This is a genomic window from Pseudomonas sp. D1-1, assembly GCF_051132225.1.
Lineage (GTDB): Bacteria > Pseudomonadota > Gammaproteobacteria > Pseudomonadales > Pseudomonadaceae > Aquipseudomonas.
The window spans coordinates 3,630,404-3,652,687 of record NZ_CP071676.1 but is presented as its reverse complement, the minus strand read 5'-3'; the positions used below and the strand labels follow the sequence as shown (position 1 = coordinate 3,652,687).

The window sequence follows — 22,284 nt, the reverse complement described above, 5'->3', positions numbered from 1 at the left end:
ACATCACGGAATATTTTCCATCTCCCCCTGCAAAAGCCTCAAGTCGGGCCGATAACGAGGCAGGCGTACCCACAATTATCCCAAACAATACGCCGGCGGCATGGACGCTCGACCACCATCCGAGGTCTTCCCATGTCCCTACGCAGCTTGAATATCGCCCCCAGAGCCTTTCTCGGCTTCACTGTCATCGCACTGCTTGTCGTCGTCCTCGGCGTGTTCGCCGCCAATCGCATGTCGGTCATCCGCCAGGCTTCGGTGGACATGGAGCAGACCCAGGTGCCCAGCGTCAGCCATCTGGCCAGTGTGATGGAAAGCGTCTTGCGCATGCGCATCCTCTCGTTTCGCATACTGGTGAACCGTGACCCGGCCAGCCTGAACGAGGCCGACGGGCGCATCGGTGTGCTGGTGGAAAAACTGCACAAGGCCAATAACAGCTATGCGGCGCTGCCGGCCACCCCGCAAGAGGCCGAGCTGTACAAGACTTTTTCCGCGACGCTTGCAAAGTATCTCGAGGCCCAGCAGGAAATGCTCCAGCTGTCGCGTCAGGACAAGCTTGATCAACTGCGCGCCCATATCAATACGCGGATCAAGGAAGGCACCGACCTGATGGGCGAACAGCTCAACAAACTCATCGAGTTCAACGTGACCAGCGCCGGCGAAGCATCGGCCAAGGCTGACGGCTACTACAGCAGCGCCATCACCGGCATCATCGTCGTCTCGGTCATCGCCGCGCTGGCGACCGTGTTGCTGGCCTTGCTCCTGACCCGCAGCATTGTGACGCCGCTGAATCGAGCGCTCGAAGCAGCCCGGACCATTGCCAGCGGCAATCTGGTCACCGTCATCGTCGACGACGGCAAGGACGAACCTGCGCGATTGCTCCAGGCCTTGGGCGCCATGCAGGGCAGCCTGCGCCAGACCATCGAGCAGATTGCCGGTTCCGCCACCCAGCTGGGCGCCGCCGCTGAAGAGTTGAGTGCCGTCACCCAGGAGTCTTCCCGTGGCTTGCAACGGCAGCACAGCGAAATCGAGCAGGCGGCCACCGCCGTCAATGAGATGACCGCCGCGGTCGAGGAGGTTGCCCGCAACGCGGTGTCCACTTCCGAAGCCTCGAACCAGTCCACCCAGGCGGCCCGGGAAGGGCGCACGCGAGTGGTGGAGACCGTCGATGCGATCCAGACCATGACCCACGACGTGCAAGCCACCGCCGCGATGATCGAGGGCCTGGCAGTCCAGGGCCGCGACATCGGCAAGGTGCTGGACGTGATCCGCGCCATCGCCGAACAGACCAACCTGCTGGCCCTCAACGCGGCCATCGAAGCCGCCAGGGCCGGGGAGGCCGGACGTGGTTTCGCGGTGGTGGCCGATGAAGTCCGCGCCTTGGCTCATCGCACCGCGCAATCGACCCAGGAAATCGAAAAAATGGTCGCCGGCATCCAGAACGGCACCGGCCAGGCCGTGCAGTCGATGCAGCAAAGCAACCAGCGCACCCAAAGCACCCTGGAACTGGCCCGTGGCGCCGGCGTGGCGCTGGAACAGATCACCCAGTCGATCCACCAGATCAACGAGCGCAACCTGGTCATTGCCAGCGCGTCCGAAGAACAGGCCCAGGTCTCCCGCGAAGTGGACCGCAACCTGATGAACATCCGTGATCTGGCGACCCAATCGGCCAGCGGCGCGCAACAGACCAGCGACGCCACTCACGAACTGTCGCGGCTGGCGGTGGGTTTGAATGCGACGGTGGCGCGCTTCGTTATTTGAGATAGGGTTGAAGCTGGATATCGCGCTAACAGGAGCAATGCATGCGCTTTTCAGCCTTGACCCAACGCATCACCGGCGACGGCGCCGCCGCCTGGCAGATCCATGACCGGGCGCTGGCCATGCGCGAACAGGGCAGGGAGGTGCTGTTGCTGTCAGTGGGCGATCCGGATTTCGACACGCCACCGGCCATTGTCGAGGCCGCCGTCGCCAGCCTGCGGGCGGGGGACACGCATTATTCGGATACCCGTGGCCTGCATGCGTTGCGCGCCAGCATCGCCCGGCGCCACCAGCAACGTTGCGGCCAACCGGTGGGCGCCGGGCACGTTACGGTGCTGCCCGGCGCCCAGTGTGCGGTCTTCGCGGTCGCGCAGTGCCTGCTCGACCCCGGCGACGAGGTGATTGTCGCCGAACCGATGTACGTCACCTACGAAGCGGTCTTTGGCGCCTGCGGGGCGAAAGTGGTCCCGGTGGCGGTACGTCCGGAAAACGCTTTTCGGGTAGAGCCTGCCGACGTGGCCCGGCTGATCACGCCGCGTACCCGCGCGATGCTGCTCAACAGCCCCAACAATCCCTCCGGCGCCAGCCTGCCGCTGGCCACCTGGCAAGCGTTGGCGCAACTGTGCATCGAGCATGACCTGTGGCTGATCAGCGATGAGGTCTACAGCGACTTGCTCTACGACGGCGAACATATCAGCCCGGCCAGCCTGCCGGGCATGGCCGAGCGCACCGCCACCCTCAACAGCCTGTCCAAATCCCACGCCATGACGGGCTGGCGCATCGGCTGGGCCATCGGCCCCGAGTCCCTTGCCGGGCATCTGGCCAACCTGTCGCTGTGCATGCTGTTCGGCCTGCCGGACTTCGTCCAGCGCGCCGCCCAGGTTGCCCTTGAGCGGGATCTGCCTGAAGTGGCGCGGATGCGCGAGGAATATCGCCAGCGCCGTGACCTGGTGTGCGCGGCGCTGGAGGGGCGTGCGGGCCTCAGGCCGGTACGGCCTGATGGCGGGATGTTCGTGATGGTCGACGTGCGCCAGACGGGTCTCGCCGCCCAGGCATTTGCCGAGCGCCTGCTGGACGGCTATGGCGTGTCGGTGCTGGCGGGCGAGGCGTTCGGGCCGAGCGCGGCAGGGCATATCCGGATCGGCCTGGTGGTCGACCAAGTGCAATTGGCGGATGCGTGTCGGCGGATCGTCGAGTGTGCGGCGGCCTTGCTGCAGGTCGATTGGTGAAGTTTTGTAGAAGCTGTGTGAAATTGTGTAAGGGTTTTGCTCGACCACGGGCGCCGGCGTATATCCTTGGTGGCTTGAGATTTCTTGCGCCTGTGGGACCGCCATCGCGAGCAAGCTCGCTCCCACACGGTTTTTGCTGCGTACCGAAACCCCTGTGGGAGCGAGCCTGCTCGCGATGAGTCCCGCCCAGGCGCCACCGTATTTTCTGGACCACCCCATGCCCAACATCCTCCTCGTCGAAGACGACGCCGCCCTTTGCGAACTGATCTCCAGCTACCTGGAGCGCAACGGCTATCAGGTCAGCGTCCTCAACCGTGGCGATCACGTCCGTGAGCGGGCACGGGCCAACCCGCCGGACCTGGTGATCCTCGACCTGATGCTGCCGGGCCTGGATGGCTTGCAGGTCTGCCGTCTGCTGCGCGCCGATTCGGCGACCCTGCCGATCCTGATGCTCACCGCTCGGGATGACAGCCACGACCAGGTGCTGGGCCTGGAAATGGGCGCCGATGACTACGTCACCAAGCCCTGCGAGCCGCGGGTATTGCTGGCGCGGGTACGCACGCTGCTGCGGCGCAGCAGCCTCACTGAACCGCAAACGGTCAACGACCGTATTGTCATGGGCAACCTGTGCATCGATCTGTCCGAGCGCACCGTCACCTGGCGCGGGCAGCCGGTGGAGCTGTCCAGCGGCGAGTACAACCTGCTGGTGGTGCTGGCCCGGCATTCCGGCGAGGTGCTCAGCCGCGACCAGATCTTGCAGCGCTTGCGCGGCATCGAATTCAACGGCACCGATCGTTCGGTGGACGTGGCCATTTCCAAATTGCGGCGCAAATTCGACGACAACGCCGGCGAGGCGCGCAAGATCAAGACCGTGTGGGGCAAGGGTTACCTGTTCAGCCGTTCCGAGTGGGAATGCTGATCGATGTGGAAACTGCTGATTCGTCTGTATCTGGTGACCATCGTCTCCTACAGCGCGGCGATCTACCTGATGCCGGAACTGGTGATCCGCCTGTTCCATGAGCGCTTCCAGACTTACAACCTCGACTATTCCCGTGGCCTGCAAACCTTGATGGCCAAGCAGTTTCGCGCCGTACCCAGCGCGCAATGGCCGGCGCTGGCAGCGCAGATGGACAAGGAGTTCGAGCCGCTGCGCATCGAGCTCGCCGCCACCGATGATGCGGATTTCACCACCGCCGAGCAGGCGCGTCTGCAACGCGGTGAGAATGTGGTGCGCATCGGCGACTGGGGTTGGCGAACCCTGGCGGCCGCGCCGCTGGATGGGCGCACCGCGGTGAAGATGATCGTTCCCCCGGATCCGGCGGATGTCAGCTGGCTGTACTGGAGCATCAACGTGCTGATCGGCGCGACGATGCTCGGCTGTCTGCTGCTCTGGCTGCGGCCGCACTGGCGCGACCTGGAGCGGCTCAAACGCACCGCCGAGCGTTTCGGCAAGGGCCACCTGGGTGAGCGCACGCACATCGCGCCGCGCTCCAACATCGGCAGCCTGGCCCATGTTTTCGACACCATGGCGGGCGATATCGAGAACCTGCTCAATCAGCAGCGCGACCTGCTCAATGCCGTCTCCCATGAACTGCGCACGCCTTTGACCCGGCTTGACTTCGGCTTGGCACTGGCCTTGTCCGAGGATCTGCCGGCGCCCAGCCGCGAGCGTCTGCAAGGGTTGGTGGCGCACATTCGCGAGTTGGATGAGTTGGTGCTGGAGCTGTTGTCCTATAGCCGTCTGCAGAACCCCGAGCGCCTGCCGGAGCGGGTCGAAGTGCCGCTGGACGAGTTCATCGACAGCATCCTCGGCAGCCTCGATGAAGACCTGGCGGCGCCGGAGGTGGTGATCGACGTTTTGCTGCACGGGGCGCTGGAGCGTTTCGAGCTCGACCCGCGCCTCACCGCCCGGGCCTTGCAGAACCTGCTGCGCAATGCGATGCGCTATTGCGAAAAACGCATCCAGGTGGGGGTGCTGGTCAGCGAGCAAGGCTGCGAAATCTGGGTCGACGATGACGGCATCGGCATTCCTGACAGCGAGCGTGAGCGGGTATTCGAGCCGTTCTACCGGCTGGACCGCAGCCGTGATCGCGCCACGGGCGGCTTCGGCCTCGGCCTGGCGATCAGCCGCCGCGCCCTGCAAGCCCAGGGCGGCACCCTGACGGTCGAAGCCTCGCCGCTGGGCGGGGCACGCTTCCGGCTCTGGCTACCCCCAACCTGCTGATACCTCCGGTGGCGAGGGAGCTTGCTCCCGCTGGGCCACAAAGTGGCCCCCCTTCAGCCAAACAACCCCGCCGCAATATTGATCGAAAACCCCAGGATCGCGGTGTTGAATACAAACCCGATCAACGACTGCGCCAACACGATCTTGCGCAGCTGCCGCGTCGCAACACCCACGTCCGAAGTCTGCACCGCCACGCCGATGGTGAAAGAGAAGTACAAAAAATCCCAGTAGTTCGGCGTGGTCAGGCCCTCGGCAAAACGCAGGGCGGGCTCCTTGCCGGACCAGGTGTAATAAAGGCGCGCGTAGTGCACGCTGAAAATCACCCCGATCAGTAGCCATGAACCGATCACGGTCAATGCCGTGAAACCGTAATGCAGCAGCTTGCCTGCGGTTTGCAGGTCGCGGCTGCCGGCCAGTTCGAAGGTGATGGTCGCCAGGCTCGCCAAGGCCGCGATGCAGACCATCAGCAGGACCAGCCCGGCGTTCTCGTCTTCGATTTCGGCGATGCGCTTGACGTCAGGTGCCTTGGCTCGCACCGTCAGCCAGAACATCAGCGCCAGGTAGGTCCAGACCCCGACGTTCCAGCCGATCAGGACCTTGCCGATGATCGAATCTGCGGGGATCAGCAGGCCCGCCGCCAGGCCGATGACCGTGGCGCAGGAAAGACGCGGGTGAGTGCGGGTGAGGCGGGGCATGGGAGCTCACTGTGGCGTGGGAATGCCGGGGAGTATGAATCAGATCTTAGCCGAAGCAGTTCAGGCTCGGGTTCTTCATTTGCGGCGACTACCGCCTTCGCGAGCAGGCTCGCTCCCACATGGATTTGTGTATGGACGAGCTTGATCGCGATGGCGAGGTGTCTTTCGTCGCAAATATTCCACCGGTGATGGCTTTTTGATGCTTGGTTCGTGCACCGCCGTACCAATTGTGTACAATCGCCGACTTTTCAACCAGGCATGGAAGCAGTTCGGCCTTTTGGCCACGAGAAAAATCCATGCTCATCGGCAGCTATTCCCCCGCCCTTGTTTCGATTTCCCTGTTTGTCGCGATCCTGGCGTCCTATACCGCGCTGGACCTGACCGGACGCATAACCACTGCCCAGGGTCGGGCCGTGCATTTCTGGATGGCGGGTGGTGCCTTGGCGATGGGGGTGGGCATCTGGTCCATGCATTTCATCGGCATGCTCGCGTTCAGCTTGCCGGTGGAGCTTGGCTACGATGTGGCAATTACTGCGTTGTCGCTGCTGATCGCCATCCTTTCCAGCGGCTTTGCCCTCTGGCTGGTCAGCCAGCCACAACTGCGGACCTGGCAGCTGGTGTTCGGCGCGCTGGTGATGGGCACTGGCATCAGCGCCATGCATTACACCGGTATGGCGGCCCTGCGGATGCAGCCGGGCATCGATTATGACCCGACGCTGTTCGGCGCCTCGTTGGTAATAGCCGTGGTGGCGTGCGCGGCGGCGTTATGGATCGCCTTTCACCTGCGCCAGAACACCCCTCATGTACGTCTCGCTCGCGCCGGTGCCGCCGTGGTGATGGGCGCTGCCATCGTCGGCATGCATTACACCGGCATGGCCGCGGCGCAGTTCAGCGAAGGCAGTTTCTGCGGTTCCCTGGACGGTTTGAGCGGTAAGGGCCTGGATAACCTGGTGCTGATCACCACCTTGGCGGTGCTGGCGATTGCCTTGCTGACTTCGATCCTCGATGCGCGCCTGGAAGCCCGTACCGCGGAACTGGCCAGGTCCTTGACCCAGGCCAATCGCGAACTGACCCAACTGGCCCTGCACGACCCCCTGACCGGCCTGCCCAACCGGGTCTTGCTGGCGGATCGCATCGGCCAGGCGATGCACCGGGTGCAAGAGCAGGGCGGTTGTTTCGCCCTGATGTTCATCGATCTGGACGGCTTCAAACCGGTCAACGATGCCTTTGGCCACCACATGGGTGACTTGTTGCTGCGGGACGTCGCGCTGCGTCTGCGTGAAGACCTGCGCAGCCAGGACACCCTGGCGCGGATCGGTGGTGACGAGTTTGTCCTGCTGGTGCAACTGGCCGAGCCGGACGACGCCTTGCGCCTGGCCGCGCGTCAGGTCGGGCTGATCGGTCGCACGTTCCGGGTCGCCGACCATGACCTGCAGATTTCCGCCAGCGTCGGCATCGCGCTGTACCCTGGCAATGGCCAGAGCGCCGATGAATTGCTGATGAATGCCGACGCGGCGATGTACCACGCCAAGGGTGCCGGCAAGAATGGCTACAGCTTTTTCGACGCCTCGATGAACAGCAACGCCCGCCGGCAACTGCAACTGCTGCAGGATTTGCGCATCGCGGTCGAACAGCGCCAGTTCAGCCTTTATTACCAGCCCAAGTTCGACGCAGCGAAAGGCCGCCCGGTGGGCGCCGAAGCACTGCTGCGCTGGAACCATCCGACCCAGGGCCTGCTGATGCCCGACACTTTCATCGACCTGGCGGAAAAGACCGGGTTGATCATCCCGATCGGCGAATGGGTGCTGAACGAAGCCTGCCGGCAGATGCGCGAATGGTACGTGTTGGGCTACACCGATTGGCGTATCGCGGTGAACCTGTCAGCGTTGCAGTTCTGCCATACGGGCCTGGTGCAGAGCGTGGCCAAGGCATTGGAGACGCACCACCTGCCGGCCAACAGCCTGACCCTGGAAATCACCGAGACCACTGCCATGAGCGACGCGGACGCGAGCATGACGGTACTGCAACAGCTCTCGGACATGGGCGTGGACCTGTCCATCGACGACTTCGGCACCGGTTATTCGAGCCTGATGTACCTCAAGCGCCTGCCGGCCAACGAGCTGAAGATCGACCGTGGTTTCGTGCGAGACCTTGAGCACGACAGTGACGACGCGGCCATCGTCTCGGCCATCGTCGCCCTCGGCCAGGCCTTGGGCCTGCGGATCGTTGCCGAAGGCGTGGAGACCGATGTGCAACAGGACTTCCTCACCCAGTTGGGCTGCGATTCGCTGCAGGGGTATCTGCTCGGGCACCCGCAGCCGGCCGAACACTTCCTGAAGAACATCCGCCAGGCGCGACGCGTCGAAATGGCCTGAGGCGATTTACTCAGGGAACGATCTCGAACGCGGTACTGCCCAGCCGTTCGCCATTGATCAGCAGATGGACCGCATGCCGGCCCGCGTAGTGCCGGCGGGTGGTCAGCTCGCGAATCTGCTGGGAACGGCTGAGGCTGGCAGAAGCCAGGGCGGGCAGGTCGAAGGTCTTCAGCTTGAACACTTTGGCTGACGTGCCGCCGGACGCTTTCACGTAGTCGATCGCGTAATCGATCACCAGGCGCTGGCCTTGTCCGGACGTGGACCGCACCTTGAACGACAAGGTGATGGGCTCGCCCAGGCGAATCACCGCTGGCGTCACTTGCAGCTCGGAAACTTCCACCTGCGCCCTGGCGCCCGCGCCGATAACCGCCAGCGCCCGCAGATTGCCTTGCTTGATCAGGCTACGCAGCGCGTGTCGGGCAATCCATGCGCTATGGCGATCGTGCAATGGCCAGCCTTCGATCCGCTCCAGGACCCAATCGGGATGCTGCTTGGTCACGTCGTTCAGGTGATTGGCGACGGATTTGCGCACGTACAGGCTGTCGTCGGCCTTGAGCGCATCAAGGATTCCGGCGGCGAGTTCCGGGTTGGCCTGGATCGGCTCCAGGTGAAACGACCAAGGCAAGCGCGGCCGGCTGCCTTCGCTGGCCAGGCGGCGGACGTGCTCGTTGGCGTCCAGCGCCCAGTCATGCATGACCCCGAGGGTGCGCGTCAGGTCGTCACGCAAAAAATGCCGCACGGCAAACTCAGCGGAGCCAAACCGGGTGAAATACTTGAGCGCGTCCATCGACAGCTCGAAGGTGTGCCGACCGTAGGAGGCGACATAGTGCGGCAGGAACAGGCTGACGAACATGCTGTTCACACGCGGGGCCACGGCCCGCAGCACCTCCAGCGAGGCTTCGTAACTCAGCGGCAGGACCTCATGCAGGCACTCGCTGACCCGAGCCATGCGCTGCATGACCGACAATTCGGCCAATCCGTCGTTGGCCAGGTTCAAGAACGCCTTGGCATCGAAGGCCGGGTACACCGCGCGCATTTCGCTGGCGATGTGTTCAAGGCGCGCGGCGTTGAAGATTTCCTTGAGGGCGGGGGAAGAAGAGGTCATGGCGAGGTCCGTGGTCCAGGAGTTCGCCACTATGCCATGGCGGACCCGTGGCGAGGGAGCTTGCTCCCGCTCGGCTGCGCAGCAGTCGTAAGCGCGGTAAATGCAATGTCATTGAACGACCGCGCCGTCTGGATTGGGGCTGCTACGCAACCCAGCGGGAGCAAGCTCCCTCGCCACGGGGATGCGGTTCATGGAAAAAGGAATGATTCGCCGCCAGTGCAGTCCCAGATTCAGTACCTTGAATAACTGGAGTTTTTTATGCGTAAACCAACCTTGATCGCCAGTCTGGTCCTGATCGCCGGCCTCGGAGCCTTTGGGCCCGTTGCGCAAGCGGTCGAGAAAACCGGAGACGCCCTTGAGCATTCGCCGAGCAATGGCCGCCGGCTGGTGGAAAATGACCGGGTACCGGCAGACTATCAGCGCGCGGACAGGGCCATGAAGGACTGGAAGCAGAAGAAACTCGAGCAGCCGACCGACGAGCAGCAATGGGTGCAGATCGACGACAAGTACCTGCTGATCGAAACCGTGTCCGGCGCCATCGTCAAGATCGTTCCCGCCACACGCTAGACCCTCAAAGCACTTCGCCCTTGTCCCACAAGTGGACCAGCTCGCCAGGTGCCCGGTCCTCGGGCACCTGCAGCACCATCTCGTCATCCTGATCGTTCGCCCGATAACGCACCTCGATCTGGAAATACCTTTGGTCGCCCCGACCCGGCGTGGAGGACGTGAGCGGCAGGCAGCCCTCCAGCACCGAGCAGATACGTGAGCGCTGGTTGATATCGCACTGGGCGAATTCTATTTCCCGGGGGCGGGTCAGGGCATGGATGGCCGCCACGCCACCTTGGCGTGACAGCTTGACCACGGCTTTATCGTCAAGGTCTGGAAGGGTTTTCATCCGTTCTCCTCGTTCAGGTCGACGCCCACCTGCGCCCAGCCATCCTGCACCGCTTGCACTTCCTGCTCACCGAAACGCTGGCGGGCATGCTCGACGGTCAGGCGGGCGAACGCACTGAAGGAGGCGTCGTTGGCCAGTTGTCTGTCGCACAAGGTGTCATACCAGATTCGCCCGGCCTTTTCCCAGGCAAATCCGCCCAGGGTTGTTGCCACCAGATAAAAGGCCCGGTTGGGAATGCCGGAATTGATGTGCACGCCGCCGTTGTCTTCACGGGTGATGACGAATTCGCGCATATGCCCGGGTTGCGGGTCCTTGCCCAGCAGCGGGTCATCGTAGGCGGTGCCAGGGTTGGACATGCTGCGCAGGCCGTCACCGTTGATCCTGTCGGTGAGCAGGTCGGCGCCGATCAGCCAGTCGGCCTGGTCGGCGGTCTGGCCCAATACGAATTGCTTGACCAACACGCCGAACACGTCGGAGATCGACTCGTTCAACGCCCCGGACTGGTTGGCATAGATCAGGCCGGCTTCGCTTTCGGTGACGCCATGGGCCAGTTCATGGGCCACCACGTCCAGGGAGCGGGTGAAACGCTGGAAGATCTCGCCATCACCGTCACCGAACACCATCTGCGCGCCGTTCCAGAAGGCATTCTCATAACCTTGGCCGTAATGCACGCTGCCGACCAATGCAAAACCCTTGTTATCGATGGAATCGCGCCCGAGCACTTTCCAGAAAAACTCATAAGTGGCGCCGAGGGCGTCATACGCTTCGTCCACCGCCGGGTCGCCGCTGGCCGCCTGGCCTTCCAGGCGTACCGGCTGGCCGGGCAACTCCATGGTGTTCTGCGCGTCGTGCACGCTGCGCTGTGGATGACCGGCCTTGCCGGGTCTGGGCAGTTTCGCCGTGGCGGGTGGGTTGCTCGGCGGGCCAGGGTTGTGGCGCAGATTCTTGACGTGGGTCAGGGTGCCGAGGGCGCTGGAGCGTTGCTGTTCGGAGCCATGGGCAATGATGCGATTGAGGATATAAGGCGGAATGAAACCGTGGAGCGGACGAGAGTCGATCATCAGAAGGTCCTTATCTGAAAATGCAGGGTCGATACCCATGTGAACCGAAGTGGCGGTTGCGGTTCCCCTGTGCCGCAAAAGGTTGCCTGTCACGCGGATTTCTGCGAAAACCCCGCGCCTGGATCACACGGGAATAACGCCATGAATGAAGAGCTGCAAATCATCGACCTGGAACCGGGCGACGGCAAAAGCGTAGTCAAAGGAGCGCTGATTACCACTCAATATCGCGGCACCCTCGAGGACGGCACCGAGTTCGATTCGTCCTACAGTCGTGGCAAGCCCTTTCAATGCGTGATCGGCACCGGTCGCGTGATCAAGGGCTGGGATATCGGCCTGACGGGGATGAAAGTCGGCGGCAAGCGCAAGCTGCTGGTGCCGGCCCATCTGGCCTATGGTGAGCGCTCCATGGGCGCTCACATCAAGCCCAACAGCAACCTGGTTTTTGAAATCGAGCTGCTGGAAGTGCTGACCCGCGATGATTGATGGCGCCGTGTTTAGCGGTCGCTGAACAGCGGGGTGCGTCCGTTGATCGAGGGGCGATAGCTCCAGGCCAACCGGTCCAGGCGTGGATTGCGCTCAAGGATTGTTTCCACGGTGGCCCGAGCGATATTCATGGCCAAATCTTGGCCAGGGCATTCATGGCGGGCGCTGCCAAAGCTGAAACTGCGGCGGTTGGCGCGAGCCAGCAGCAAGGCGTCCGGTTGCGGGTTGAGCTGCGGGTCGCGGTTGGCTGAAGCCAGCAGGACCAGTACCACATCTCCCGGTTCTAGCGCAGTGCCAAGGATTTCGCAGGGCATGGCGATGAAGCGTCGAGTGTTCTGCACCGCCGGGTCGAAGCGCTGCACTTCAGCCAGCAACGCGCCGATCTGTTTGGGATCGTCCCGAACTTGCTGATGTAAAGCGGGGTCGCGAGCTAACGCCAATAGTCCATTGCCGATCAAGCCCGCCGTGGCTTCGTAGGTTTGCGAGAGCAGGCCGATCAGGTTGGCGATCCGGCTGTTCGGGTCGGCGCCTTCAAAACCCTGGCACATGAGGCTCAGCAACGGAGCGTCCTGTGCCTCGATCCGCTCCTGGAAAAGGCTCATCAGTTGCTCGCTGGCCCGGTGCGCGGCTTCAAGCTGCTTCACCTGGCTCAGGGGGGACAGGCAGGCGACGAAGTCTGCGGTCAATTCGCTGATCAGGCGGCTCTCCGCCGGGTTGAAACCCAGCAATGCCGCCACCACGCTGGCCGGCCCGACGAACTGCGCCTGGTGCAGACCTGCGGCGCCCTCCCTGAGCAAGCGTGCCCTGACCAATGCCTCGACCTGGCGCGGATCGATGTCCTGCAACCGCGGGGCAATCGCCGCCCTCGGACAGCGCTGCCGTTCGCCTTCGTTCATGCGCATCAGGTGTGCGAACACTTGGCCGGCGGGGCCATCGGCAATTGCCTTGGGCACCGGCTCGTCAGCAGGGCGCACATGGCAATCGGGATGATGCAGTACCGCGCACACCGCCTCGGCGCTGCTGGCGACCCAGAGTTTCAGATGCGCGTCGAAACCGAATCCTCCGTTGGCTCGCAGGCTGGCGTAGTAAGGGTAGGGATCAGCGTGAGTCGCGGCAGTGATCGGGTCCATGAAGCGCAGCCTCGTTCGTGGTGGAGAAAGTGTTGCTACTATCTCCAGTCGATGCATGGCTTGATTCGTCCGGGAGCGAAATATGAACGCAGAACACCATGACATGGGCGTGTCCCAGGTGGCCGCAGCGATTGCCGAACCGGCCCGTACCCGAATGCTCTGCGCGCTGATGGACGGCCACGCTCGCACCAGCACGGAGTTGGCGGCGATTGCCGAGGTCAGCGCTTCCACCGCGAGTGCGCACTTGGCGAAGCTCAAGGACCTCGCCTTGGTGCGTTTGCACGTCCAGGGGCGCCATCGTTACTACAGCCTCGCCGACCAGCGCGTAGCCGAGGCTCTGGAGGCGTTGATGATGATTGGCCAGGGCGCCAGGCCGACCTTCACGCCGCGCACGCCGGATCGCCTGCAGTTCGCCCGCACTTGCTACGACCATATGGCCGGTACGCTGGCGGTGCGGCTGCATGATCGCTTGCTGGAGGCCGGGTGGCTGGTGGAAGTGGAGGGGTGGGGCTATCGGCTCAGTGAATCCGGCGAAGCGCTGTTTGAAGGGCTAGGCATGGACGTTTCTACGCTGATGATTCAACGACGCCGGTTCGCCTGCCCGTGCCTGGACTGGAGCATGCGCCGACCGCATCTGGGCGGTGCCTTGGGCGCGGCGTTGCTGCAACTGGCGATCAAGCGCAAATGGGTACGGCAGGACCTGGACAGCCGGGCCCTGACATTGACGGTCTGCGGACGCAGGGAAATGGCGGGGCGGTTCGGGGTCAATGCAGAAGTCGATGTCGTACCCACAGGCGCCATCGCGAGCAAGCTCGCTCCCACAGTGGATTTGAGGTGAATCCAGGATTTCTGGGCACCGGCAATCCTTGTGGGAGCGAGCCTGCTCGCGAAGGGGCCCGCACGTTCAACATATCTGCAAGCTGACCCACCGCTTTCGCGAGCAGGCTCGCTCCCACAGTGGATTTGAGGTGAATCCAGGATTTCTGGACACCGGCAATCCCTGTGGGAGCGAGCCTGCTCGCGAAGGGGCCTTCACATCCATCATATCTGCAAGCTGACCCACCGCTTTCGCGAGCAGGCTCGCTCCCACAGTGGACCTGAGGTGAATCCAGGGTTTCTGGACACCGGCAATCCTTGTGGGAGCGAGCTTGCTCGCGAAGGGGCCTGCACATTCAACATATCTGCAAGCTGACCCACCGCTTTCGCGAGCAGGCTCGCTCCCACAGTGGATTTGAGGTGAATCCAGGATTTCTGGACATCGGCAATCCCGTGGGAGCGAGCCTTTGCTACCGGGTCAGACTTTGACGATCCAGCCCGCGGGTGCTTCCACGTCGCCGGTCTGTACGCCGGTCAGCTCTTTGTAGAGCTTCTGGGTGATCGGGCCGACTTCGGTTTCGCTGTGGAACACATGCAGCTTGTCCTTGTAGCTGATACCACCGATCGGCGTGATCACGGCTGCGGTACCGCAGGCGCCGGCTTCCTTGAACTCCGACAGCTTGTCGATGAACACGTCGCCTTCGATCACTTCCAGGCCCAGGCGCGATTTGGCCAGTTCGATCAGCGACAGGCGGGTGATGCCCGGCAATACCGAAGGGGAGTTGGGGGTGATGAATTTGTTGTCGTGGGTGATGCCGAAGAAGTTGGCCGAGCCGACTTCCTCGATTTTCGAATGGGTCAGCGGGTCCAGGTAGATGCAGTCGGCGAAACTGGCCTTCTTGGCCTGCGAGCCGGGCATCAGGCTGGCGGCGTAGTTGCCACCGACCTTGGCCGCGCCGGTGCCTTGCGGGGCCGCGCGGTCGAAGCTGGAGATCAGGAAGTTGTGCGGGGTCAGGCCGCCCTTGAAATAAGCGCCGACCGGGATGCAGAAGATCGAGAAGATAAACTCGGGCGCGGTGCGCACGCCGATGTTGTCACCCACGCCGATCACGAACGGGCGCAGGTACAGCGCACCGCCGGTGCCATACGGCGGGATGAAGCGCTCGTTGGCGCGGACCACTTGCTTGCAGGCTTCGACGAACTGCTCGGTGTCGACATGTGGCATCAGCAGGCGGGCGCAGCTGCGTTGCATGCGGGCGGCGTTCTGGTCCGGGCGGAACAGGTTGATCGAACCGTCCTTGCAACGATAGGCCTTCAGGCCTTCGAAGCATTGCTGGCCGTAGTGCAGGGCAGTGGAGCCCTCGCTGATGTGCAGCACATTGTCGTCGGTCAGGGTGCCCGCGTCCCAGGCGCCGTCGCGCCAGTGCGACAGATAGCGCTTGTCGGTCTTGATGTAGTCAAAGCCCAGTTTGTCCCAATTGATGCTCTCGTTACCCATGACACCCTCTATTTCCTGACAACCGTCGAAACGGTTCAAGGCTTCTGACGTTTTTTAATGGGGACAACAATACTTCATTCCGGGGGTGTTTCGCAGCTTGTGGCGAGGGGATTTATCCCCGCTGGGCTGCGAAGCGGCCCCAAATACCTGGGCGAGCCGCAGAATCATGCGAGTGCTTCGCACTCGAGCGGGGATAAATCCCCTCGCCACAAGGCCAATCACTTAAACAATTACAGATGCAACGCATGCCCCAATGCCCGCAGCGCCGCTTCCTGCACCGCTTCGCCCAGCGTCGGATGGGCGTGGATGGTGCCGGCGATGTCTTCCAGCCGTGCGCCCATCTCCAGGGATTGGCCAAACGCGGTGGACAGCTCCGACACGCCGACACCGACCGCTTGCCAACCGATAATCAGATGATTGTCCCGGCGCGCCACGACCCGGACAAAGCCGCTTTTCGATTCCAGGGTCATGGCCCGGCCATTGGCGGCGAACGGGAAGCTCGACACGATGCAATCGACTTCGGCGGCCTTGGCCTCGTCCGGCGTCTTGCCGACCACGACCACCTCCGGATCGGTGAAGCACACTGCCGCGATGGCCATCGGGTTGAATTCCCGATGCTCGCCAGCAATCAGCTCGGCGACCATTTCGCCCTGGGCCATGGCCCGGTGAGCGAGCATCGGTTCGCCGCTCAGGTCACCGATGGCCCAGACATTGCGCATGCTGGTCTGGCACCGGTTATCGATTTTCAGCGCCGAGCCATTCATCGCCAGGTCCAGCGCTTCGAGGTTCCAGCCCTGGGTGTTGGGCTTGCGTCCGACCGCCACCAGCACGCGGTCGGTCTCCAGGTTCAGCGTGTCGCCGTTGGGATCGCGCACTTGCAAGGTGCTGGCCTGGGCATCGAAGCCTTCGACGCTGTGCTTGAGGTACAGCTTCACGCCCAGTTGCTTGAGCGCCTCGTGCACCGGTTGCGTCAGCTCGCCGTCGTAGGCCGGCAGGATCCGCTCCTGGGCCTCGACCACGCTCACTTCGGCGCCGAGCTTGCGATAGGCGGTGCCCAGTTCCAGCCCGATGTAGCCGCCGCCGACCACCACCAGATGCTTGGGCACCGAGGTGGGGGCGAGGGCTTCGGTGGACGAGATGACCGGCCCGCCAATCGGCAGCATCGGCAGCTCGACACTTTTCGAACCGGTGGCCAGCAGCAGGTGTTCGCACTGGATGCGGGTGTCACCAACTTCAACGGTCTTGCCATCGATCACCTTGGCCCAGCCGTGAACGACCTGGACCTTGTGCTTTTTCAGCAACGCAGCGACGCCGGTGGTCAGGCGATCGACGATGCCATCCTTCCATTCCACACTCTTGCCGATGTCCAGGCTCGGCGCCGCCACGGTGATGCCCAAGGCCGAGCCCTGGCTGTGATGGCGGGTCTGGTGGAACTGCTCGGCGACATGGATCAACGCTTTGGACGGAATGCAGCCGATGTTCAGGCAAGTCCCGCCCAACGCCTGGCCTTCCACCAGGATCGTTTCAATGCCCAGTTGGCCGGCGCGGATCGCCGCCACGTAACCGCCAGGACCGCCGCCGATGATCAGCAGCTTGGTGTTCAGAGTCTGCATGGCCTGCTCCATTGATGATTAGTCCACAAACAAAGTGGCGGGTTGTTCGAGCAGGCCACGCAGGGCCTGGATGAATTGCGCCGCATCCATGCCGTCGACCACTCGGTGATCGAAGGAGCTGGAAAGGTTCATCATCTTGCGGATCACGATCTGGCCCTTGATCACCACGGGCCGCTCGACGATTTTGTTGACGCCGACGATCGCTACTTCAGGCAGGTTCAGCACCGGCGTGCTGACGATGCCGCCCAACGCGCCGAGGCTGGTCAGGGTTATGGTCGAACCGGACAGTTCGTCGCGACTGGCCTTGCCGTTGCGGGCCGCTGTCGCCAGGCGCGAGATTTCCGCCGCGCTGTCCCACAGGCTGCGGGCCTCGGCGTGGCGCACCACCGGCACCATCAGGCCGACGTCGCTCTGAGTGGCGACGCCGACATGCACGGCGCCGGAGCGGTGAATGACCTGGGCTTCATCATCGTAACGGGCGTTCATTTGCGGGAAATCCCGCAGCGCCACGACCAGGGCGCGCACGAGGAACGGCAGCAACGTCAACTTGCCGCGACTGGCACCGTGTTTCTCATTCAGATGAACACGCAGTTCTTCCAGGGCGGTGACGTCGATTTCCTCGACGTAGCTGAAATGGGCGGCGCGCTGGGTGGCTTCCTGCATGCGCTGGGCGATCTTGCGGCGCATGCCGATCACCGGGATCTGCTGCTCGTCGTGACGTTCGGCATAACCCGAACCGCTCTTGGCCTGGGACGATGGGCCCTGGGCCAGATAAGCCTCCAGGTCTTCGTGCAGAATCCGCCCGGCGGGGCCGCTGCCCTGGACCAGACGCAGCTGGATACCCAGGTCTAGCGCGTGTTTGCGCACGGCCGGCGAGGCTAGCGGGCGCTCGTCGGGATCGCGGGCCACCGGCGCCTGTTCCGCTTGGGCCGGGCGAGGCGCGGCGACGGGTTTTTCCGTCACAGGCTCGGGTCTGGAAGCCTGTTCAGGCTTCGCGACGGGCTCAGGCTTGGCCACCGGTGCCGCCGATTGCGCCGATTCCTTCAGGTTGCCGGCGCCTTCCACTTCAATGCGGATCAGCTCGCTGCCCACTGCCATGACCTCACCCGGCTCACCACCGAGGGCAATGACCCGGCCATGCACCGGCGAAGGGATATCCACCATCGCCTTGTCAGTCATGACATCGGCCAACACCTGGTCCTCGACCACCATGTCGCCAACCTTGACGTGCCACACCGACAATTCAACTTCCGCGATGCCTTCGCCGATGTCCGGCATCTTGATAACGTGCGTGCCCATTCAGACCTCCATGACCCGTTTCAACGCCGCGCCCACACGGGACGGCCCAGGGAAATACGCCCACTCCTGCGCGTGCGGGTAGGGGGTGTCCCAACCGGTGACACGCTCGATGGGCGCTTCCAGATGGTGGAAGCAATGTTCTTGCACCAGCGACACCAGCTCGGCGCCGAAACCGCAGGTGCGGGTGGCTTCGTGGACCACCACGCAACGGCCGGTCTTCTTCACGGATTTGACGATGGTGTCCAGGTCCAGCGGCCACAGGCTGCGCAGGTCGATGACTTCGGCGTCGATCCCGGTTTCTTCGGCTGCTACCTGGGAGACGTAGACCGTGGTGCCGTAGGTGAGCACCGTCACGTCCTTGCCCGGACGGGTGATGGCGGCGACGTCCAGCGGCACGGTGTAGTAGCCGTCGGGTACTTGCGCCTGCGGGTGTTTGGACCACGGCGTTACCGGGCGGTCATGGTGACCGTCGAACGGGCCGTTATACAGGCGCTTGGGTTCAAGGAAGATCACCGGGTCATCGTTTTCGATGGAGGCGATCAGCAGGCCCTTGGCGTCGTAGGGGTTGGACGGCATGACGGTGCGCAGCCCGCAGACCTGGGTAAACATCGCCTCGATGCTCTGGCTGTGGGTCTGGCCGCCATAGATGCCGCCGCCGCAGGGCATGCGCAGGGTCATCGGCGCGGTGAACTCGCCGGCCGAGCGATAGCGCAGGCGCGCGGCTTCGGAAATGATCTGGTCCGACGCCGGGTAGACGTAGTCGGCGAACTGGATCTCGGCCACCGGCCGCAGCCCATAGGCGCCCATGCCCACGGCCACGCCGACGATGCCGCTTTCGGAAATCGGCGCGTCGAATACCCGCGAGGTGCCGTACTTGTTCTGCAGGCCTTCGGTGCAGCGGAACACGCCGCCGAAATAACCGACGTCCTGGCCGAACACCACGACGTTGTCGTCGCGCTCGAGCATCACGTCCATGGCCGAGCGCAGCGCCTGGATCATGGTCATGGTGGTAGTGGTCATGGCGGTGTCCAACGCAATATTGTTGTTGTGATCGTTCATGTCAGATCCCCAACTGCTGACGCTGGCGCTTCAAGTGCTCCGGCATCTCTTTGTAGACGTCCTCGAACATGGTCGCGGCGCTCGGAATCTGCCCGCCGGCGAGGGTGCCGTACTGCTCGGCTTCTTTCTGCGCGGCGATCACCTCGGCTTCGAGTTCGGCGGTGACGGCGGCGTGTTCCTCTTCGGACCACTGGCCGATCTTCACCAGGTGCTGCTTGAGGCGCGCAATCGGGTCGCCCAACGGGAAGTGGCTCCAGTCATCGGCGGGGCGGTATTTCGAAGGATCGTCAGATGTGGAGTGCGGGCCGGCGCGGTAGGTGACCCATTCGATCAGGGCCGGACCGAGGTTGCGGCGAGCCCGTTCGGCGGCCCAGCGCGACGCGGCGTAGACGGCGATGAAATCGTTGCCATCGACCCGCAGCGAGGCGATGCCGCAGCCGACGCCGCGTCCGGCGAAAGTAGTCGCTTCACCGCCGGCAATCGCCTGGAAAGTGGAAATCGCCCACTGGTTGTTGACCACGTTGAGGATCACCGGGGCGCGGTAGACGTGGGCGAAGGTAAGGGCGGTGTGGAAGTCCGATTCGGCGGTGGCGCCGTCGCCGATCCAGGCCGAGGCGATCTTGGTGTCGCCCTTGATCGCCGAGGCCATGCCCCAGCCCACGCCCTGGATGAACTGGGTGGCGAGGTTGCCGGAAATGGTGAAGAAACCGGCGTCCTTGACCGAATACATGATCGGCAACTGCCGGCCCTTGAGCGGATCGCGCTCGTTGGACAACAGTTGGCAGATCAGGTCCACCAGCGGCACGTCGCGGGCCATGAGGATGCTTTGCTGGCGGTAGGTCGGGAAGCACATGTCGTCGATGTTCAGGGCCAGGGCCTGGGCGCTGCCGATGGCTTCCTCGCCAAGGCTCTGCATGTAGAACGACATTTTTTTCTGGCGCTGGGCGACGACCATGCGGTTGTCGTAGATGCGTGTCTTGAGCATGGCGCGCATGCCCTTGCGCAGAATCTCGACAGGGACATTCTCGGCCCACTCGCCCAAGGCGTTGCCTTGGTCGTCGAGCACGCGGATCAGGCTGCGCGCCAGGTCGGCGGTGTCGGCGGGTTCGACGTCGATGGGAGGTTTGCGCACCGTGCCGGCATCGGTCAGATGCAGGTAGGAGAAGTCGGTCTTGCAGCCGGGACGGCCCGAAGGTTCGGGGACGTGCAGGCGTAGCGGTTCGTACGCTGGGTTCATGGCTTTCTACGCTCGATCTTGTGAATTTCTTGTAGTGGGCGCGCTAGCTGACGAATTTCCCTGGGTAGGTGGGAAATTGTCCTACAACAATCATAGGCTCGACGTAGAAGAATTTTTTTCTCTGTTGGCTTGCTGTTTAGATGATTTGCAGATAAAAAATCTGCACAACGATAAGAAACAGGAAATTTTGTCTCATGCGCAAATTGGATCGCACCGACATCGGCATTCTCAACAGCCTTCAGGAAAACGCCCGCATCACCAATGCCGACCTTGCCCGTTCGGTCAACCTGTCGCCGACGCCGTGCTTCAATCGGGTCCGGGCGATGGAGGAGCTGGGAGTGATTCGCGAGCAGGTCACCCTGCTGGATGCCGACCTGCTGGGCCTGCACGTCAACGTGTTTATCCATGTCAGCCTGGAGAAACAGGTGGAAGAGGCGCTGCAGCATTTCGAAGAGGCGATCTCCGACCGGCCGGAAGTGATGGAGTGCTACCTGATGGCGGGCGACCCGGATTACCTGATCCGTGTGCTGGTGCCGACCATCCAGTCGCTGGAGCGGTTCATGATGGATTTCCTGACCAAAGTCCCCGGGGTGGCAAACATCCGCTCAAGCTTCGCCCTCAAGCAGGTGCGCTACAAGACCGCGTTGCCGCTGCCAGCCAATGGCTTGACCTTGGGCACCTGAAAGGCTGCGCCCCTACATTGGATTTATGGTGTGACCGGGCAATATGACCGCCGCCGATCCCTGTGGGAGCGAGCTTGCTCGCGATGAGGCCATTACATCCGACATCAATGCAAGCTGACCCACCGCCTTCGTCGGATCGCCGCCCGGAGCAAGCTCGCTCCCACATTGGGTATGGGGTGATCTTAGAGCTGATTGATCGGAATCTTCAGATAGGTCACGCCATTCCCCTCCGCCGGCGGCAGGTGGCCCGCCCGCACATTCACCTGGATCGCCGGCAACAGCAGCGTCGGCATGCCCAGGGTCTTGTCGCGCTGGGTGCGCATGGCCACGAATGCGGTCTCGTCGATGCCGTCGCGAACATGGATGTTGTGCTGGCGCTGCTCGCCCACGGTGCTCATGCACTGGGGCTCGCGGCCCTCCGGCGGGTAATCGTGGCAAACGTAGAGTCGAACGCCGGCAGGAAAGGCCAGCAGCTTGCGGATCGAAGCGTAGAGTTGACAGGCATTGCCGCCAGGGAAGTCGCAGCGGGCAGTGCCCACATCAGGCATGAACAGCGTGTCACCCACCAGGATCACATCGCCATCGATCAGGTAGGCCATGTCCGCCGGGGTGTGGCCGGGAACGTGCAGCGCGGTGGCCTTGAGGTTGCCGATAAAAAAAGATTCGTCGGCCGCGAACAGGTGATCGAACTGTGAACCATCCACGGCAAATTGCGCTTCGAGATTGAACAGCGTCTTGAAGACACTCTGTACCTGATGGATGGATTCGCCGATAGCGATCTTGCCGCCCAGTTTTCCCCTCAGGTAAGGAGCGGCGGACAAGTGATCGGCATGGGCGTGGGTTTCCAGCAGCCATTGCACCGTCAACTGGTGTTCAGCCACGAAAGCGATCACCCGATCGGCCTGCTCCGTGCCGCTGCGGCCTGACGCCGGGTCGTAGTCGAGCACCGGGTCGACCACCGCACAGGACCCGCCAGCGTGTTCATACACGACGTAGGTATAGGTCTTTGAAGCGGGGTCGAGGAAGCTTTGGATCTGCGCGGGCATGACAACGAACCTGTGCGGGAAGAACTCATGAAAGGGGCTGCTACGCGGCCCAGCGGGAGCAAGCTCCCTCGTCATAGACCA

The 22,284-nt window shown here is 63.0% G+C and carries 20 protein-coding genes and 1 pseudogene; 10 read left to right on the top strand and 11 right to left on the bottom strand.

Features of this window, described 5'->3' with window-relative positions; all coding sequences use genetic code 11:
* Positions 1–132: 132 nt before the first annotated feature.
* The 5 genes and pseudogenes from J3P86_RS16325 to J3P86_RS16305 form a co-directional block, all read left to right on the top strand.
* Positions 133–855: pseudogene (locus tag J3P86_RS16325) on the top strand (MCP four helix bundle domain-containing protein); the annotation flags it as partial.
* Positions 856–894: 39 nt separating this feature from the next.
* Positions 895–1,758, top strand: coding sequence for a methyl-accepting chemotaxis protein (locus J3P86_RS16320; protein ID WP_434700651.1), 864 nt, complete (start codon positions 895–897; stop codon positions 1,756–1,758).
* A 41-nt stretch (positions 1,759–1,799) separates the two neighbouring features.
* Complete coding sequence (locus J3P86_RS16315; protein WP_434630148.1) at positions 1,800–2,984, top strand: pyridoxal phosphate-dependent aminotransferase; 1,185 nt, start codon at positions 1,800–1,802, stop codon at positions 2,982–2,984.
* Positions 2,985–3,201: 217 nt separating this feature from the next.
* Positions 3,202–3,903: a response regulator transcription factor gene (locus J3P86_RS16310; protein WP_305500301.1), complete on the top strand. Its 702-nt coding sequence runs from the start codon at positions 3,202–3,204 to the stop codon at positions 3,901–3,903.
* 3 nt (positions 3,904–3,906) lie between these two features.
* Positions 3,907–5,208: an ATP-binding protein gene (locus tag J3P86_RS16305; protein WP_434630151.1), complete on the top strand. Its 1,302-nt coding sequence runs from the start codon at positions 3,907–3,909 to the stop codon at positions 5,206–5,208.
* Positions 5,209–5,261: 53 nt separating this feature from the next.
* On the opposite strand, the gene J3P86_RS16300 is transcribed toward J3P86_RS16305, so the two are convergent.
* Positions 5,262–5,903, bottom strand: coding sequence for a DUF1345 domain-containing protein (locus tag J3P86_RS16300; RefSeq protein ID WP_305500305.1), 642 nt, complete (start codon positions 5,901–5,903; stop codon positions 5,262–5,264).
* A 296-nt stretch (positions 5,904–6,199) separates the two neighbouring features.
* Between J3P86_RS16300 and J3P86_RS16295 the strand changes: the two genes are divergently transcribed.
* A complete protein-coding gene (locus J3P86_RS16295; RefSeq protein ID WP_434630153.1) occupies positions 6,200–8,278 on the top strand; it encodes a putative bifunctional diguanylate cyclase/phosphodiesterase in 2,079 nt (692 codons plus the stop codon).
* 10 nt (positions 8,279–8,288) lie between these two features.
* On the opposite strand, the gene J3P86_RS16290 is transcribed toward J3P86_RS16295, so the two are convergent.
* Positions 8,289–9,383 carry a DNA alkylation repair protein gene (locus tag J3P86_RS16290; protein ID WP_434698434.1) on the bottom strand — a complete coding sequence of 365 codons (1,095 nt, stop codon included), beginning with the start codon at positions 9,381–9,383 and terminating at the stop codon, positions 8,289–8,291.
* A 258-nt stretch (positions 9,384–9,641) separates the two neighbouring features.
* On the opposite strand from J3P86_RS16290, the gene J3P86_RS16285 reads away from it, so the two are divergent.
* Positions 9,642–9,950, top strand: coding sequence for an RcnB family protein (locus tag J3P86_RS16285; protein WP_434573428.1), 309 nt, complete (start codon positions 9,642–9,644; stop codon positions 9,948–9,950).
* Positions 9,951–9,954: 4 nt separating this feature from the next.
* Here the strand turns inward: J3P86_RS16285 and J3P86_RS16280 are convergent, their stop codons facing one another.
* Positions 9,955–10,278: a protealysin inhibitor emfourin gene (locus tag J3P86_RS16280; RefSeq protein WP_305500309.1), complete on the bottom strand. Its 324-nt coding sequence runs from the start codon at positions 10,276–10,278 to the stop codon at positions 9,955–9,957.
* Positions 10,275–11,339: a M4 family metallopeptidase gene (locus J3P86_RS16275; protein ID WP_434630158.1), complete on the bottom strand. Its 1,065-nt coding sequence runs from the start codon at positions 11,337–11,339 to the stop codon at positions 10,275–10,277. The genes J3P86_RS16280 and J3P86_RS16275 overlap by 4 nt, the downstream gene beginning before the upstream one ends.
* Positions 11,340–11,480: 141 nt before the next feature.
* On the opposite strand from J3P86_RS16275, the gene J3P86_RS16270 reads away from it, so the two are divergent.
* A complete protein-coding gene (locus J3P86_RS16270; RefSeq protein ID WP_434698433.1) occupies positions 11,481–11,822 on the top strand; it encodes an FKBP-type peptidyl-prolyl cis-trans isomerase in 342 nt (113 codons plus the stop codon).
* Between the two features lie 11 nt (positions 11,823–11,833).
* Here J3P86_RS16270 and J3P86_RS16265 read toward each other — a convergent pair whose 3' ends face one another.
* Positions 11,834–12,952: a cytochrome P450 gene (locus tag J3P86_RS16265; RefSeq protein WP_434698432.1), complete on the bottom strand. Its 1,119-nt coding sequence runs from the start codon at positions 12,950–12,952 to the stop codon at positions 11,834–11,836.
* Between the two features lie 82 nt (positions 12,953–13,034).
* Between J3P86_RS16265 and J3P86_RS16260 the strand changes: the two genes are divergently transcribed.
* Complete coding sequence (locus J3P86_RS16260) at positions 13,035–13,790, top strand: ArsR/SmtB family transcription factor (RefSeq protein ID WP_434698431.1); 756 nt, start codon at positions 13,035–13,037, stop codon at positions 13,788–13,790.
* 456 nt (positions 13,791–14,246) lie between these two features.
* Here J3P86_RS16260 and J3P86_RS16255 read toward each other — a convergent pair whose 3' ends face one another.
* From J3P86_RS16255 to J3P86_RS16235, 5 genes are all read right to left on the bottom strand, one after another.
* Entirely contained in the window at positions 14,247–15,266 is a 1,020-nt protein-coding gene (locus J3P86_RS16255; protein ID WP_305500317.1) for a branched-chain amino acid aminotransferase, read from the bottom strand.
* Between the two features lie 230 nt (positions 15,267–15,496).
* Positions 15,497–16,879, bottom strand: coding sequence for a dihydrolipoyl dehydrogenase (lpdA, locus tag J3P86_RS16250; protein WP_434630165.1), 1,383 nt, complete (start codon positions 16,877–16,879; stop codon positions 15,497–15,499).
* An 18-nt stretch (positions 16,880–16,897) separates the two neighbouring features.
* Positions 16,898–18,178, bottom strand: a complete 1,281-nt coding sequence (locus tag J3P86_RS16245) for a dihydrolipoamide acetyltransferase family protein (RefSeq protein ID WP_434698429.1) — start codon at positions 18,176–18,178, stop codon at positions 16,898–16,900.
* Entirely contained in the window at positions 18,179–19,237 is a 1,059-nt protein-coding gene (locus J3P86_RS16240) for an alpha-ketoacid dehydrogenase subunit beta (protein ID WP_305500321.1), read from the bottom strand.
* A 1-nt stretch (position 19,238) separates the two neighbouring features.
* Positions 19,239–20,474 (bottom strand): 3-methyl-2-oxobutanoate dehydrogenase (2-methylpropanoyl-transferring) subunit alpha, encoded by a 1,236-nt coding sequence (locus J3P86_RS16235; RefSeq protein WP_305500323.1) that lies wholly within the window; start codon positions 20,472–20,474, stop codon positions 19,239–19,241.
* Positions 20,475–20,668: 194 nt separating this feature from the next.
* On the opposite strand from J3P86_RS16235, the gene bkdR reads away from it, so the two are divergent.
* Positions 20,669–21,157: a Bkd operon transcriptional regulator BkdR gene (gene bkdR, locus J3P86_RS16230; protein WP_003202929.1), complete on the top strand. Its 489-nt coding sequence runs from the start codon at positions 20,669–20,671 to the stop codon at positions 21,155–21,157.
* A gap of 182 nt (positions 21,158–21,339) precedes the next feature.
* Here the strand turns inward: bkdR and J3P86_RS16225 are convergent, their stop codons facing one another.
* Positions 21,340–22,203: an MBL fold metallo-hydrolase gene (locus J3P86_RS16225; RefSeq protein WP_434630169.1), complete on the bottom strand. Its 864-nt coding sequence runs from the start codon at positions 22,201–22,203 to the stop codon at positions 21,340–21,342.
* Between the last annotated feature and the right edge of the window lie 81 nt (positions 22,204–22,284).